This is a genomic window from Streptosporangium sp. NPDC023963 (assembly GCF_040639135.1).
GTDB lineage: Bacteria > Actinomycetota > Actinomycetes > Streptosporangiales > Streptosporangiaceae > Streptosporangium.
This window is the reverse complement of the sequence record NZ_JBEZZK010000001.1, coordinates 1,369,076-1,383,635: the sequence shown is the minus strand read 5'-3', so window position 1 is coordinate 1,383,635 and position 14,560 is coordinate 1,369,076. Positions and strand designations below refer to the sequence as shown.

Genomic DNA, 14,560 nt, shown 5'->3' with positions numbered 1-14,560 from the left:
GCCTAACAATCGGAGCCGTTCGGGCCCAGGAGACCAGGGGTTCCCCGCCCGCCGGTCTCATGGTGCCGCCGGGCATGGCGACGCGCGGCGCGACCTGGGAAACTCTCCTCACGCGCGATACGGGCGGGCCGTGCCCGCCAGGTGGGAGCGTGGCAGAAAACCCAGGTCCGGCAGTGACTAGAGTAGTTGTACTAACATCTGAAATTACTTCCCCGGGGGAGAAGCATGAGTCGTCCACAGCGGGGGACCCTTCGTGACGTGCGCAAGGGCAACCGGTCCGTGGTCCTGTGGACGCTGTACTTCGCCGGCGAGCTGAGCAGGCACGACCTGGCCCAGCTGACCGGGCTCAGCGCCGCCACGGTCAGCAACGTGATCGGCGACCTCATCACGGACGGCATCGTGGTGGAGACCGGTTCCGTCGACTCCGACGGCGGGCGACCGCGGATCATGCTCAAGGTCGATCCCTCGTACGGATACGTGGTCGGGGTGGGCGTCGGGGAGACGCGCGTCCGCGTGGAGCTGTACGACCTGGCGATGGAGGAGCGGGCGAGGAAGGAGTTCGCCCTCGACCCCAGCCACCACGAACCGGCCGTGGTGGCCCGGCACATCCTCGACGGTCTCCAGGCGGTCCTGTCCGACGCCGGAGCCAGCGAGTCCGAGGTGCTCGGCATGGGCCTCGGCGTCCCCGGTGTCGCCGAGCAGGGCTCCGACCTGCTCATCCACGCCCGCGCGTTCGGCTGGGACGGCGTACCCCTGGGCGCGCTCATCCGCGAGGGCACCTCGCTCCCGGTCTTCGCCGACAACGGCGTCAAGACGACGGGCCAGGCCGAGCTCTGGTTCGGCGCGGGCAAGGGTGCCCAGCACCTGGTCATGACCTTCATCGGTACGGGGGCCGGGGCGAGCATCATCAACGGCGGCGTCACCTACCGGGGAACGGCGAGCGGCGCGGGCGAGTGGGGCCACACGAAGATCGTCCTCGACGGGCGCCCCTGCCGCTGCGGCGGCCAGGGCTGCCTGGAGGCCTACATCGGCGCCGAGGCGATCCTGGCCGGCGCGGGAAGGGACCTGGGGGGTGACGACGAGGAGAGGGTCTTCGCCGAGCTCCTCACCGACCCGCTGGCGCAGCCCGCGCTCGACGAGGCCGTCCGCTGCCTGGGGGCCGGGCTGGCCAACCTGATCAACCTCTTCAACCCCGAGCGCATCATCCTCGGCGGCTGGGCCGGATCCCTTCTCGGGCGGAGGTTCCTTCCCGAGATCCGCGCCGCCGCCGCCCGGTACGCCCTGCCCCTGCCCTTCTCGCAGGCGTCGATCGAGCTGGGCAGGCTCGGAGCCGAGGCGGTCGCCCTGGGCGCGGCCACCCTGGTCGTCGAGGACTTCCTGCTGCGCAGCCACGCGGTGCGCCCCGCGGGCCGCGTCACGCCCCCGCCCCCGACCCCGGCGGCGGCCGGGCACGCGCCCGTCTGACCTCGGGGACGAGGCGCCGCGACCGCCCTCACGGTGTCCCCGGGACTGTTGACGCCGCCTCCGTTCAGCACTTATTTTGCATTCTGTACTAAGAGTGATGATGAAGTAGGGGATGGCTGTGGGCAGGTTGTACATCGACGGGACGTTCCATGATGCCTCCTCGGGAGGCGCCGCCCCCGTGCACGAGAAGGCGACCGGTGCGCAGATCGGCACGTACGCGCTGGGAGGTCCCGCCGACGTCGACCGGGCCGTCGCCGCCGCCCGTGCCGCGCAGCCCGCCTGGGCGGCCCTCTCGGCGCCCGAGCGGGCCGGATACCTGCGGGGCCTCGCCGAGCACCTCCAGGGCCGCTACGAGGAACTGGTCGAGCTGAGCATGCGCGAGACGGGCGGGGTGCGGGCCAAGGCCGAGGACGAGGTGGGCACGAGCATCCGCCAGCTCCTCATCTCGTCGGTCCAGGCCACCGAGAACGCCGGGGACATCCTGCCCCCGTACAAGGCGGGCAAGCTCTCGCTGTCGCGCGCGGTGCCGCTGGGCGTGATCGGCGTCATCACGCCGTGGAACTACCCGATGAACCTCGCCATGCGGATGGTCGCGCCCGGCCTGGCGTTCGGCAACACCATCGTGCTCAAGCCCGCCGAGCTGACCCCGCTGGTCGGCGGCCACGTGCTGGCCGAGGCCGCCGAGGCCGCCGGGCTGCCCGCCGGGGTGTTCAACGTGGTCACCGGGGACGGTCCGGAGGCCGGCTGGGCACTGGCCGAGCACCGGGGGCTGGACCTGCTGGACTTCACCGGCTCCCGCGAGGTCGGCCTGCTCATCGCGGCCTCCGCGGCCACCGACCTGCGCGCGATCCGCCTGGAGCTGGGCGGAGACAACGCCTTCATCGTCCTGGATGACGCCGACGTCGAGCTGGCCGCCTCCCACGCCATGATCGCCTCGCTGGAGTTCCAGGGGCAGACGTGCATCAGCTCCAGCAGGCACATCGTCGTGCGCGAGGTCGCCGACCGCTACCTGGAGGCCGTGACCAGGCGGGTCGAGGCACTGCGCCTGGGCGACCCGATGTCGCCGGACACCGACCTGGGCCCGCTGATCAGCGAGGGCCAGCGGACCCGGCTGCACGAGCGGATCGTCGCGCCCTCGATCGCCAAGGGCGCCCGGCTGGTCACCGGCGGCACCTACGACGGGCTGTTCTACCGCCCCACCGTGCTGGCCGACGTGACCCCGGACATGCCCGCGTTCACCGAGGAGATCTTCGGGCCGGTCATCCCGGTGACGGTGGTCGACTCCGAGGACGAGGCCGTCGAGCTGGCCAACCGGCACCCGATGATGATGGACTCGGTGTTCACCGCCGACCTGATGCGCGGCATGGACGTGGCCGAGCGGCTGCGGGCGGGCGAGGTCCACGTCAACGACGCGCACGCCCGTCACGGGGCGGAGAACCAGATGCCGGGCTTCACCAGGCGCCAGTGGATCGGGGTCCAGCGCACCCCGCTCACCCTGCCCGAGTGGGCGAGCGACCCGGCCGGCCGCCGATGAGGAGGGCGCTGGTCGTCCGCGGCGGCTGGGAGGGGCACGTCCCCGTCGAGGCGACCGACCTGTTCGTCCCCGAGCTGGCCGCCGCGGGCTTCGAGGTGACCGTCGCCGACGACCTGGAGGTCTACGCCGACGGGCCGCTGCTGGCCGGGACCGACCTGATCGTGCAGTGCTGGACGGGCGGTGTCCTGACGGCGGAGCAGGAGGCGGGACTGGTGTCGGCGGTCCGCGCGGGCACCGGCTTCGCCGGCTGGCACGGCGGCCTGGTGGCGACCTTCGACGGCAGCCACGACTACCTGCGGATGGTCGGCGGGCTCTTCCTGCACCACCCCGCGGACTTCCTCACCTACGACGTCGTCATCGACCCCGCGCACGCCGGCCACCCGATCGTCGCCGGGCTGGACGACTTCACCGTCGAGACCGAGCAGTACTGGATGCTCACCGACGCCCACAACGAGGTCCTCGCCACCACCCGGTTCGTCTCCCCGGAGACCCCGATGCCCGTCGTCTGGACCCGCCGGTGGGGGAGGGGAAAGGTCTTCTTCTCCGCCGTCGGCCACCGGCTGGAGGACCTGCGGCACCCCACCGTGTACGAACTCACCCGGCGGGGCCTGATCTGGGCCGGCCGGTGACCGCCGGCCCGCCGTCGGTGGTGCCGGCGATGTATCCGGGACTGCCCGCCCGCCTGTTCCCCCCCGGCGTCGCCGACCGCCTCCGCGCGGTCGCCGAGGCCGACCTGGCGGCGCCGCTCACCGACTTCGGGACCGACGAGGCGCGGGCGCGCCTGGAGCGGGCGGAGGTCCTGGTCACCGGCTGGGGCTGCCCGCTCATCGACGAGCCCGTGCTGCGGCACGCGCCGCGCCTGCGGGCCGTCGTGCACGCGGCGGGGAGCGTCAAGGGCCACGTCGGCCGGGCCGTGTTCGCCCGGGGGATCCCGGTCAGCTCGGCCGCCTCGGCCAACGCCCTGCCGGTCGCCGAGTACACCGTGGCGATGATCCTGCTCACCGGCAAGTCCGTCCTGGCGCTCGCCCGCGAGTACCGGGACAGGAGGGAGGACCTCCGCCTGTACCAGGGGCGGGACGACCACGGCGACTACGGGGACTACGGCAACTACGGCAGGACGGTCGGCCTGGTCGGGGCCTCCAGGATCGGCCGGAGGGTCGCGGAACTGCTCGCCCCCTTCGACCTGGACGTGCTGATCGCCGATCCGTACCTGGACGTCCGGGGCGCGCGGGCGCTCGGCGCCCGCCTGGTCGGGGTCGACGAGCTGTTCGCCGCCGCCGACATCGTCTCCCTGCACGCCCCCGCCACCGACGCCACGACGGGGATGGTCACCGCGGCCCGCCTGGCCGCGATGCGCGACGGCGCGACGCTCATCAACACCGCCAGGGGCTCCCTGGTGGACCACGGGGCGCTCGTCGCCGAGCTGGTCACCGGCAGGCTGTCGGCGGTGCTCGACGTGACCGAGCCCGAGGTCGTCCCCGCCGACTCGGTGCTGTGGGACCTGCCCAACGTCATCCTCACCCCGCACGTCGCCGGGGCGCTGGGCAACGAGCTGGCCAGGCTGGGGGCGTACGCGGTGGACGAGGTGCTCCTGGCCCTGGCGGGCCGGCCGCTGCGCCACCCGGTGGACCCGGAACTGCTGGCGATCACCGCGTGACGTGAGGAGGGACGGTCCCTCGGGACCGCCCCGGCGCCGGCCGCGATGACCGGCCGTACGAGGCGACGGACGCGGATGCTCCCCGCCCCCTTGCCGGGGCGGGGAGCATCCGCGTTCGGTGATGTCGGGGACTCCCGGGTCAGATCCCGTTCCTGCCGATGACCCCGCTGTACCACAGAGCGCTGTCCTTGGGGATGCGCGTCTGGGTGTCGTAGTCGACGTGGACCAGCCCGAACCGCTTGTCGTAGCCGTAGGCCCACTCGAAGTTGTCCATCAGCGACCAGGCCAGGTAGCCGCGCAGGTCGGCTCCCTCCTGGATCGCCTGGTGGGCGGCGAGCAGGTGGGTGCGCAGGTAGTCGACGCGCTCGGCGTCGGCCACCCTGCCGTCCTCGGCGGAGTCGGGGTAGGCGGCGCCGTTCTCGGTGATCATCAGCGGGGTGGACGGGTAGTCGCGCGCCAGCCGCACGAGGAGCCTGCGCAGGCCGTCCGCCTCGACGGGCCAGCCCATGGCGGTCACCGGCAGGCCGGGGTCGGGGTGCTCGACGCCCTCGGTGCCGGGGAAGCGGTCGGAGGAGGGCGTGCCGACCTTCGCCGCGACGTGGGTCGGCGCGTAGTAGTTGACCCCCAGGAAGTCGATCGGGGCGCCGATGAGCTCCTCGTCGCCGTCGAGGATGTGGTCCAGGCCGGTGAAGCGGGCCGTGTGCTCCAGCATGTCGGCCGGGTAGCGCCCGTTCACGATGGGATCGAGGAAGATCCGGTTGTGCAGGCCGTCGACGAGCCTGGCCGCCGCGACGTCGTGCCGGTCCTGCGGGTCGCGGGGGGACACCGGGGTGAGGTTGACCGTGACCGAGACCTCCCCGGCGCCCGCCGCGCGCAGGGCGCGGGCCGCCAGGCCGTGGCCGAGCAGCAGGTGGTGCGCCGCGAGGAAGGCCGAGGCCGGCTCGGCGCGGCCGGGAGCCTGGTCCACGGTGCCGTACCCGAGGAAGGCCGAGCACCACGGCTCGTTGAGGGTGGTCCAGGTCCTGATCCGGTCGCCGAGCCGGTCGTACACCGCCTCCGCGTACCCGGCGAAGTGGTGGGCGGTGTCCCGCACGGTCCACCCGCCCCCGTCCTCCAGGGTCTGCGGCAGGTCCCAGTGGTACAGCGTGGCCATCGGGTCGATCCCGGCGGCCAGCAGGGTGTCCACCAGCCGGTCGTAGAAGTCGAGGCCGCGAGGGTTCACCGGCCCGGTGCCGTCGGGCTTGACCCGGGGCCAGGAGATGGAGAAGCGGTAGGTGTTGACGCCGAGGTCCCTCATGAGGGCCACGTCCTCGGCGTAGCGGTGGTAGTGGTCACAGGCGACGTCGCCGGTCTGCCCGAGGTGCACCCGGCCGGGCGTCCTGGAGAAGGTGTCCCAGATGGAGGGGGTGCGGCCGTCCTCCGCGGTGGCGCCCTCGATCTGGTAGGCGGCGGTGGCGACCCCCCAGCGGAAAGCGGGCGGGAACAGGGCCAGGCCGGTGCCGGTCCGGTCGTCGGTCTGGGTCATCCCTTGATCGCTCCTTGCGTGGTTACGCGGATGTGTCGCCTGGCGGGCAGCGCCGGGACGACGATCGGTGGCCGGGCGCCGGGGCAGCGTACAGCCGTTGCCCAGCCGATGCCCTCTGCGCATCGAGTCACCCTCCCGCGCTTTGTTAGCGCTCACGAGGAGTGGTGACCACTCAACTTCGAGGCTTAATTCATATTGAAATTTAAGAGGCAAAGCTCCGTCTGCGTCAAGATGGTGTTATCGAGTCGTTTCCCAGGTTACGGACAGTGCCGATCCGTGTCGGAGGGGCTCCGGGGCCCCTGCGAGGCCCGCCTCCCGGGAGCCGGGTCCCTTGTCGCGGTCCGTGAGGGATCACGGCCGTACGGCACGCCGTGGGGCCGGAGTTCTGCCAGGCGCGGAGCGGTCGCCTCCGTCGTGGGCGATCTGGAGAACCTTCTCCCGGAAATCTCCGCGAGAGGGGTTAACAGTTTTTGTATTGCATTACGCTTGCGGGTCGACAGGTGCGGAGATATCGTCGTCCGCGACAGGGAGATCTTCGGGAAGCCGGGCCCGCTCAGGGAGGTGGTGGCCCGAAGTCGGCGTGGGAAAAGCCGTGCCCCGGGCGGCATGCGAAGCAGAGGCGGACCCGGGGCTTACACGTCCACTCTACCCGGCGCCGCCGGCCCCCAACGGTTGATCCCAGAGAGAGCGGTCGTGACCTCCGAACTGCCTGAATGGGTTCAGCGGGTGTTCTCCACGCCGCGCTTCACGCCCTACCTTGACGTCTCCGGACGAAATGTCATGCGGGCCTGGCAGCTGTACCGCTGGAACGTCGAGGTGTCGGAGGCCTTCTACGGTCCCCTGCACTGCCTGGAGATAGGGCTACGGAACGCGGAGCATGACCAGCTCCGCGCCCGCTACGGCCGGGCCGACTGGTGGGAGGTGGCACCGCTGCGGAATCATGACGCCTTCAAGATCGCCAAAGCCCGGGAGGACCTGGGTCGTAGAAGTCGTAGGAGCGGCATTCCTTTCACGGCCGACGACGTGCTCGCCGAACTGTCGTTCGGCTTCTGGGTGTCGCTCCTGAGCCAGGCCTACGACCGGCACCTCTGGGTGCCGGCGCTGCACAGGGCCTTCCCGCACTATTCGGGCCGTCGCGGCGAACTGCGTGACAACCTCCAGGCGATGGTGCTGTTCCGTAACAGGATCATGCACCACGAGCCCATCCACCATCGGCACCTGGCGGCCGATCACGCCAAGATCTATCGCCTTCTCGGCTACCTGGAACCCGAGGTCGCGCCATGGCTGCGGCGATTCGACCGGGTGCCTGAGATCCTCGCCAGGAGGCCGGAGGAGGGCCATGGCGACGAACAGGCCTGACGGCTGTGTGTCCCGGTCCGACATAGCCCGGCTGGCGGAGGTGCGACGTCCGGCCGTGACCAACTGGGAACGCCGTCACCGCGACTTCCCGTCGCCCGTCTCGGTCGGCGGCGAGGAGCTTTTCGAGACGTCGGTCATCGGCGCCTGGCTCGATCGCCGCGTGATCGCGAGCAACGCGCTCATGGCCGGAGAACCGGCCGGTTCCACATACGGCACTCGTTTTCGCCGGAACCTGGCCATGCGTTCCGACGAGGAGAGGCCCATGCCCGTGCCCGCGCCTTCCAGCGCGCCTCCCGGTCCTTCCGACGAGGAAGACGTCCTGTGGGAGAAGCTCATGAGGCTGCGCGGCCCCGTGGACCCGGCCCAGTACCGGGATCTTGTGCTCATCCTCGTCTACCTGCGTGTGCGGAGGAGCGGCAGCTGGGGCGCGGTCACACGTGATCTCCGGGAAGGGCACGGCCCGATCGCCCTGGCACGCCTGAGCGCGGAGGTCGAAGCGGTCCTGCCGAACCACTGGATGCTCGACTGGTCTGGTTTCGGGACGCTCAACCGGTCCGGTCGCAGGCTCGACGGCATCGCCGACGCGGTCGATCAGGCGGTCGACCGCCGCGGGGGCGCGGCGATCTTCCACGGGCTGCTGGGACGCTTCGCGCTACTAGAAGGTCGCAAAGGCGGAAATTTCCACACACCGGACTCTGTGGTACGCGCACTGGTCGAGGTTCTGTCACCGGACCTGCCACAGGCGATTCACGACCCGGCCTGCGGGACGGGCGAACTGCTCGTCGCAGCGGCGGCCCGTGTCCGGGAGGCGAGCGGCCGGCCGCCTTCCTCGGTACGCGGCGAGACTTTCGACGGGCGAACTCTCACGCTGGCCGGGATGAACCTCACGCTCCACGGAGTGGACGCCGCCCTCGCCACTCGTCCGGTTCACGAGCTCTGGGATCCGTATCCCCGGTCGCGATTCGAATACGTCGTCACCAACCCGCCCTTCAACATGGGCGACTGGTACTCCGGCGACCCTGACCGCGGACTGTGGCCCTACGGGGCACCGCCTGCCCACAACGCGAACTTCGCCTGGTTGCAGCACGCGGTCGGCCTGCTCGCGCGGGAAGGACGCGCGGCCGTCGTCATGGCACCCAACGCCGCCTACTCCGAGAACGAGCGAGAACGGGCGATCCGCGCGGGCATGGTGGAGGACGGCTGCGTCGAAGGGGTGATCGCGTTACCACCCCAGCTTTTCTCCTCGACGGCCGTCGCCGTCACCATCTGGCTGTTGACGCCTCCGACCGAGTCGCGCGAGGAGGTCTTCTTCGTCGACGCCTCGCACACGGGGCGGATGGTCACCCGTACCCGGCGGGAACTCGGTGCCGACGACATCCGGGAGATCGGTGACATCGTCGCCCGCCGGCGGCGCGGTGAGGAACCGGACTCCGCGCCGGTCACGTCCGTACCGGCCATGTCCGTACCGATCAGGGACATTCGTGATCAGGACTACAACCTGAATCCCCGGAAACACGTCATGCCGCGTCCGGCGGCCGCGTCCGGCGACGGGCGGACGGTCGAAGCCCTGCTGAGGAAACTCGACGACCTGCACGTACGGGCGGTGGAGGCGGACGCGAGAGCCGAACAAGAGCTGAGGAGGCTCGGGTGGTGAGTTCACTCGTCGGGGAACTGCCTGACGGCTGGACCGAGGTCAGGCTCGAAGAGATCTGCGAGCTGAAGGCGGGATCCTCCACCCCGGCGGACTCCGGCGGTCCCGTCGCCGTGATGAAGCCGAGGAACATCGCCGACGACAGATTCACCGGGATCCCCGACGGGATCGGTGAGGAGGCCGCCGCGAAACTGCCTTCCTACCGGCTCATGGCCGGAGACGTCGTGTGCGTACGAACCGGGGGCATCGGCAAGCACGCCCTGGTAACGGCGGAACAGGAAGGGTGGGTGATCGGTACGGGAATCATCAGACTTCGCCCCGGCCCATCGGTCGACCCGTCTTACCTCAGTCACTACCTGAGCCATCCATCCGTTCGGAACTGGTTCGCCCGCAACGGCACGGGAACAGCCGTGCCCAACATCAGCACCAGAGCGCTGGGTGCGCTTCCCGTCGCGCTCGCCCCCCTCCCGGTACAGCGCTCGATAGGCAAGACACTCGGCGCGCTGAACGAGAAGATCGCGGCTCACGAACGAATCTGCCAGACCACCGCCGAACTCCGAGACACCATCCTTCCTCTGCTGATGTCCGGAATCCCGGTCGCACAGGGACCGGGCGGATCCGGCGGATAGCCCCCGGTGGGCGGGCGATGCCCATCGCCGCGTCGTCGTCATGCTCGCCTGCGACGTGGCGAACGGTTCCGCGTCCAGGGTCGCCGTCCCCCACCTGGGGCGAAAGCGAGCACCCGGGTCCGATAGCTTTCCGTGGGTGACTGTCCTTCTGCCCGGTGTGGCGCTCACCGACCACGTGTTCACCGCCCCCCTCGACCACGCCGACCCCGGCGGCGAGACGATCGAGGTCTTCGCCCGTGAGGCGGTGGACCCGGCGCGGCAGGGGGAGGACCTGCCGTGGCTGCTCTTCCTGCAGGGCGGTCCCGGGGGCAAGTCACCGCGCCCGGCCGCCGCCGACGGGTGGCTGGGGCACGCGCTGAAGACCCACCGGGTCCTCCTGCTCGACCAGCGGGGGACCGGCCGCAGCACCCCCATCACCGCGAAGACCGCGCGCGGCACGGACGCCGAGCTCGCCGCCCGCCTCGGGCACTTCCGGGCCGACTCGATCGTGGCCGACGCCGAACTGATCCGGCGCGAGCTCTGCGGCGACCGGCCGTGGGAGACCCTCGGTCAGAGCTACGGCGGTTTCATCACGCTGACCTACCTCTCCCGGGCTCCCGAGGGCCTGGCGGCCTGTTACGTGACCGGTGGCCTGTCCGGGCTCGACGCCACCGCCGACGACGTCTACTCCCGCACCTACCCGCGCGTCCGCGACAAGGTGAGCCGCTACTTCGCCCGCTACCCGCACGACTCGGGCCGTCTGGACGCGATAGCCGGCCACCTGCGCCTTCACGAGGTCCTCCTCCCCGACGGCGACGTGCTGACCGTGCGCCGCCTGCAGACCCTCGGCATGTGCCTGGGCATGAGCGACGGGGCCGAATACCTGCACTGGGTGCTGGAGGAGGCCTGGACCGGCGACAGGCTCTCCGACCTGTTCCTGTACGAGGTCATGATGGCCACCGGCTTCGTCGGCAACCCGCTCTACGCGGTCCTGCACGAGTCGATCTACGCCCAGGGCGCCGCCACCGGCTGGGCCGCGCACCGGCTGCTGCCCGAGGAGTTCGAGGAGGACGCGGCGACGACGTTGCCCACCGGGGAGATGATCTACCCGTGGATGTTCGACGAGATCGCCGCGCTCCGCCCCTTCAAGGGCGCCGCCGAGATCCTCGCCACGGCCACCGGCTGGCCCGCCCTCTACGATCCCGCCCGGCTGGCCGCCAACCGGGTCCCGGTGACCGCCGCCGTCTACTACGACGACATGTACGTCGACGAGGGCCTGTCCATGCGCACCGCGCGGGCGGTGGGCAACCTGCGGACCTGGGTGACCAACGAGTGGCAGCACGACGGTGTCCGCGTCTCCGGGGGCGCCGTCCTCGCCCGCCTGATGGACATCTCCCGCGGCGTCCACGGCTCCTGAACGTCCGCGGCTTCCTGAACGTTCACGGCTCCTGGACGTCCGCGGCTTCCTGGACGTCCGCGGCTCCTGGACGTCCGCGGCTCCCGCGACGGCCAGGGCCTCCGGACGTCGTGGACGCCGGGTGGCACCCCCCGCCGCCGGGCGGGAGGTGCCGGCCGCCGGTCTCAGGGGGAGTCGGCCGTCTCGGTGAGGGGGAGACGCACCTCGAAGCGGGTGTTGCCGGGCTCCGACTCCACGCGCAGGTCGCCCCCGTGGCGGCCCGCGACGATGCGGAAGGAGATGTCCAGGCCGAGCCCGGTGCCCTCGCCGACCGCCTTCGTGGTGAAGAACGGCTCGAAGATCCGCTCGCGCAGGGCCTCGGGGACGCCGGGGCCGGTGTCGCAGATCTCGATCAGCGCGACCGTGTCGTGCTCCAGCCGGGTGCGGACGGTCAGGATGCCGGTGCCGGCCATCGCGTCCAGCGCGTTGTGGATCAGGTTGGTCCACACCTGGTTGAGCTCCCCGGCGTAGGCGGGGATGGGCGGCAGCTCGGGGTCGTAGTCGGTGGCGATGGTGATCCCCGGCGGGATCTTGCCGCGGAACATGGTGAGGGTGCTGTCCAGCAGCTCCCGCACGTCCACCGTCTGGTACGGCGCCCGGTCCATCTGGGAGTACTGCTTGGCGGAGGCGATCAGGGAGGAGATCCGCTCGGTCGAGTCCGTCACCTCGTTCAGCATCTGGGTGATCTCGATGGCCTCCGACAGCCAGTGCATCGCCTCGTCCAGGTAGCGCTCGCCCAGCGCCTCGCGGATCTTGTCCATCTTGGCGACCTTGAACCCGGCCGCCACCAGCGGCGAGGCGATCTCCCAGGCGTCCTCCACCCCCGCCTCCTCCAGGGCGTCGGCCAGCTCGTCCTCGGCGTCGGAGATCTCCAGCGGGGAGCGGGGCGACGGCTCGGAGATGGTGGCGGCGCACGCCTCCTGCAGGTCGATCAGGGCGCGCAGCCGCTGGGGCTCGATGCCGTCCTCGGCCAGCGTGGCCAGCCTCCTGCGCGTGCTCTTCACCTTCTCCCGCAGGTCGTCCACGGCCCGTACGGCCGCCGCGGCCGGGTTGTTGAGCTCGTGGGTGAGCCCGGCGGTGATCGTGCCGAGCGCGGTCAGCCGCTGCCGCCGGTCGATGAACTCCCGCTGGGCCATCCCACCCAGCCGGGCCCCGTCCAGAAGGTGCACCGCCATCGGGAACCACTCGGCCATGATCATGCCGTACTTCCTGGCCGGAAGCATGAACATGCGCGTCGGCTTGGTGGCGCGCAGCGTGTGGCCGTAGGTGGCCGGGGCGCGGTCGCCCAGGTAGGCCAGGACCGCGCCGCCGTAGACGCCGGGTTGCGAGTTCGGGGTCATCGTGACCGGCCCGGCGGTGGTCTCGGTGATCATCACCACCTCGCCGTCGATGAGCACGGCGAAGCAGTCGGCCGGATCACCCTGCTTGACGATCGCCTCGCCCGCGTCGTACTCCTCCTCGTCGCCGTACCTCGCGAGCCACCGGAGCTTGTCGTCGTCGAGCTTCTCGAAGAGGAACAGCCCGCGGAGCACGTCGATGTCGATCATGTTCTCTTTCTCGTGGGCGCCGGGAGGGACCTGGTCCGGGGCGGTCATGTCTTCTCCAGGTAGCGGTGGACGAGGGCCACGGCCATCGCGCCCTCGCCGACCGCCGAGGCGACCCGCTTGATCGAGTCGGCCCGGACGTCGCCGGCGGCGAACACCCCCGGCACGTTCGTCTCCAGGTGGTACGGCTCCCGCCGGAGCGGCCAGTTGCGCGGCCTGTTCTCGTCGGCGGTCAGGTCGGGGCCGGTGAGGACGAAGCCTCTCGCGTCGCGCTCGATGGTGTCGCCGAGCCAGTCGGTGATCGGCTGGGCGCCGATGAAGACGAACAGCCACTCGGCCTCGACGGTGCGCTCGCCCTCGGGGCCCTTCAGCGTGATCCGCTCCATGTGGCCCTCGCCCTCGGCGCCGACCACCTCGGTCTCGGTGTGCACCTCGATGTTCGGGATCCGCGAGATCTGCTCGATCAGGTAGTGCGACATGGTCCGCTCCAGACCCTCGCCCCTGACGATCAGGTGGACCTTGCTGGCGTACCCCGACAGGTAGACCGCGCCCTGGCCGGCCGAGTTGGCGGCGCCGACGATGTAGACATCGCGGTCCGCGCACTCGGGCGCCTCGGTCAGGGCCGCGCCGTAGTAGCAGCCGGAGCCGATGAAGTCCTCCAGGCCGGGGGCGTTGAGCCGCCGGTAGGAGACGCCGGTGGCCAGGATGACGGTGTGCGCGGCGATCGTGCCGCCGTCGGCGAAGCCGACCACCCGGGCCCGGCCCTTGACCTCCAGGCTGGTGACCGTGCGGGCGGTGAGCAGCTCGGCGCCGAACTTCGCGGCCTGGCGCCGCGCCCGGTCGGCGAGCTGGGCGCCGGAGACGCCGTCGGGGAAGCCCAGGTAGTTCTCGATCCTGGAGCTCTGGCCCGCCTGCCCGCCCGAGGCGTGCTGCTCGACCATCACGGTCCGCAGCCCCTCGGAGGCGCCGTAGACCGCGGCGCCCAGCCCGCCGGGGCCGCCCCCGATCACGATCAGGTCGTAGAAGTCGGTGGCCGGGGCGGTGGACAGCCCCACGGCCTGGGCCAGTTCCGCGAGGCTCGGCGCGACGAGCTTCGTGCCGTCGCCGGTGATGACCAGCGGCAGCCTGGCCGGGCTGACGGCCGCCTTCTCCCCCGCAGCCTTCTCCTGGGCCGCCGCGAGCAGCTCGGCGCCCTCCGGGGAGTCGGCCAGCATCCAGCGGTAGGGCACCTGGTTGCGCGACAGGAAGTCTCTGACCTCGTACGACGGGGCCGACCAGCGGGCGCCCACCACCCGCAGCTCGTCGGACTCGCGCCGGTCCGTCCGCTGCCAGGCGTCGAGCTGGGCGTCCAGCACCGGGTAGAACTTCTCCTCCGGCGGGTCCCAGGGCTTGAGCATGTAGTGGTCGAGGTCGACCACGTTGATCGCCTGGATCGCGGCCTCGGTGTCGGCGTAGGCGGTCAGCAGCACGCGGCGCGCGTAGGGATACAGGTCCATGGCCTGCTCCAGGAACTCCACGCCGTTCATCTGGGGCATCCGGTAGTCGGCGAGGATCGCCGCCACGTCGTCGCCCCGCAGCCGCAGCTCGCGGACGCTGGCCATGCCGTCGGCCGCTGTGTCGGCCCGGACGACGCGGTAGGAGTGGCCGTAGCGCCGCCGCAGGTCCCGGGCGACGGAACGGGACACGCCGGGATCGTCGTCGACCGTCATGATGACCGGTTTTTCCATGTCCTGCCTTCCCCCGATATGGAGACATCCGATAT

Annotated in this window: 11 protein-coding genes; 8 read left to right on the top strand and 3 right to left on the bottom strand. The window is 71.1% G+C overall.

Features of this window, described 5'->3' with window-relative positions; genetic code table 11:
- Nucleotides 1-225 precede the first annotated feature (225 nt).
- From AB0F88_RS05885 to AB0F88_RS05870, 4 genes are all read left to right on the top strand, one after another.
- A complete protein-coding gene (locus tag AB0F88_RS05885) occupies nucleotides 226-1,464 on the top strand; it encodes an ROK family transcriptional regulator (protein ID WP_362677792.1) in 1,239 nt (412 codons plus the stop codon).
- A 118-nt stretch (nucleotides 1,465-1,582) separates the two neighbouring features.
- The gene (locus tag AB0F88_RS05880; RefSeq protein ID WP_362677790.1) at nucleotides 1,583-2,998 is read left to right on the top strand and encodes an aldehyde dehydrogenase family protein; all 1,416 of its coding nucleotides are present in this window, start codon (nucleotides 1,583-1,585) and stop codon (nucleotides 2,996-2,998) included.
- Nucleotides 2,968-3,627: a ThuA domain-containing protein gene (locus AB0F88_RS05875; RefSeq protein ID WP_362677788.1), complete on the top strand. Its 660-nt coding sequence runs from the start codon at nucleotides 2,968-2,970 to the stop codon at nucleotides 3,625-3,627. Before AB0F88_RS05880 ends, AB0F88_RS05875 begins: the two co-directional genes overlap by 31 nt.
- Nucleotides 3,628-3,656: 29 nt before the next feature.
- Nucleotides 3,657-4,655 carry a hydroxyacid dehydrogenase gene (locus AB0F88_RS05870; RefSeq protein ID WP_362677786.1) on the top strand — a complete coding sequence of 333 codons (999 nt, stop codon included), beginning with the start codon at nucleotides 3,657-3,659 and terminating at the stop codon, nucleotides 4,653-4,655.
- Between the two features lie 139 nt (nucleotides 4,656-4,794).
- Here the strand turns inward: AB0F88_RS05870 and AB0F88_RS05865 are convergent, their stop codons facing one another.
- Nucleotides 4,795-6,180, bottom strand: a complete 1,386-nt coding sequence (locus tag AB0F88_RS05865; protein ID WP_362677784.1) for a GH1 family beta-glucosidase — start codon at nucleotides 6,178-6,180, stop codon at nucleotides 4,795-4,797.
- 693 nt (nucleotides 6,181-6,873) lie between these two features.
- On the opposite strand from AB0F88_RS05865, the gene AB0F88_RS05860 reads away from it, so the two are divergent.
- From AB0F88_RS05860 to AB0F88_RS05845, 4 genes are all read left to right on the top strand, one after another.
- Nucleotides 6,874-7,539 carry a hypothetical protein gene (locus AB0F88_RS05860; protein ID WP_362677782.1) on the top strand — a complete coding sequence of 222 codons (666 nt, stop codon included), beginning with the start codon at nucleotides 6,874-6,876 and terminating at the stop codon, nucleotides 7,537-7,539.
- Nucleotides 7,520-9,193, top strand: coding sequence for an N-6 DNA methylase (locus AB0F88_RS05855; RefSeq protein WP_362677780.1), 1,674 nt, complete (start codon nucleotides 7,520-7,522; stop codon nucleotides 9,191-9,193). The genes AB0F88_RS05860 and AB0F88_RS05855 overlap by 20 nt, the downstream gene beginning before the upstream one ends.
- Nucleotides 9,190-9,819: a restriction endonuclease subunit S gene (locus AB0F88_RS05850; protein ID WP_362677778.1), complete on the top strand. Its 630-nt coding sequence runs from the start codon at nucleotides 9,190-9,192 to the stop codon at nucleotides 9,817-9,819. Before AB0F88_RS05855 ends, AB0F88_RS05850 begins: the two co-directional genes overlap by 4 nt.
- Before the next feature lie 136 nt (nucleotides 9,820-9,955).
- Nucleotides 9,956-11,215 carry an alpha/beta fold hydrolase gene (locus AB0F88_RS05845; RefSeq protein ID WP_362677776.1) on the top strand — a complete coding sequence of 420 codons (1,260 nt, stop codon included), beginning with the start codon at nucleotides 9,956-9,958 and terminating at the stop codon, nucleotides 11,213-11,215.
- Between the two features lie 164 nt (nucleotides 11,216-11,379).
- On the opposite strand, the gene AB0F88_RS05840 is transcribed toward AB0F88_RS05845, so the two are convergent.
- Both AB0F88_RS05840 and AB0F88_RS05835 read right to left on the bottom strand, forming a co-directional pair.
- Entirely contained in the window at nucleotides 11,380-12,849 is a 1,470-nt protein-coding gene (locus tag AB0F88_RS05840) for an ATP-binding protein (RefSeq protein ID WP_362677774.1), read from the bottom strand.
- The gene (locus AB0F88_RS05835) at nucleotides 12,846-14,525 is read right to left on the bottom strand and encodes an FAD-dependent oxidoreductase (protein ID WP_362677772.1); all 1,680 of its coding nucleotides are present in this window, start codon (nucleotides 14,523-14,525) and stop codon (nucleotides 12,846-12,848) included. The genes AB0F88_RS05840 and AB0F88_RS05835 overlap by 4 nt, the downstream gene beginning before the upstream one ends.
- Between the last annotated feature and the right edge of the window lie 35 nt (nucleotides 14,526-14,560).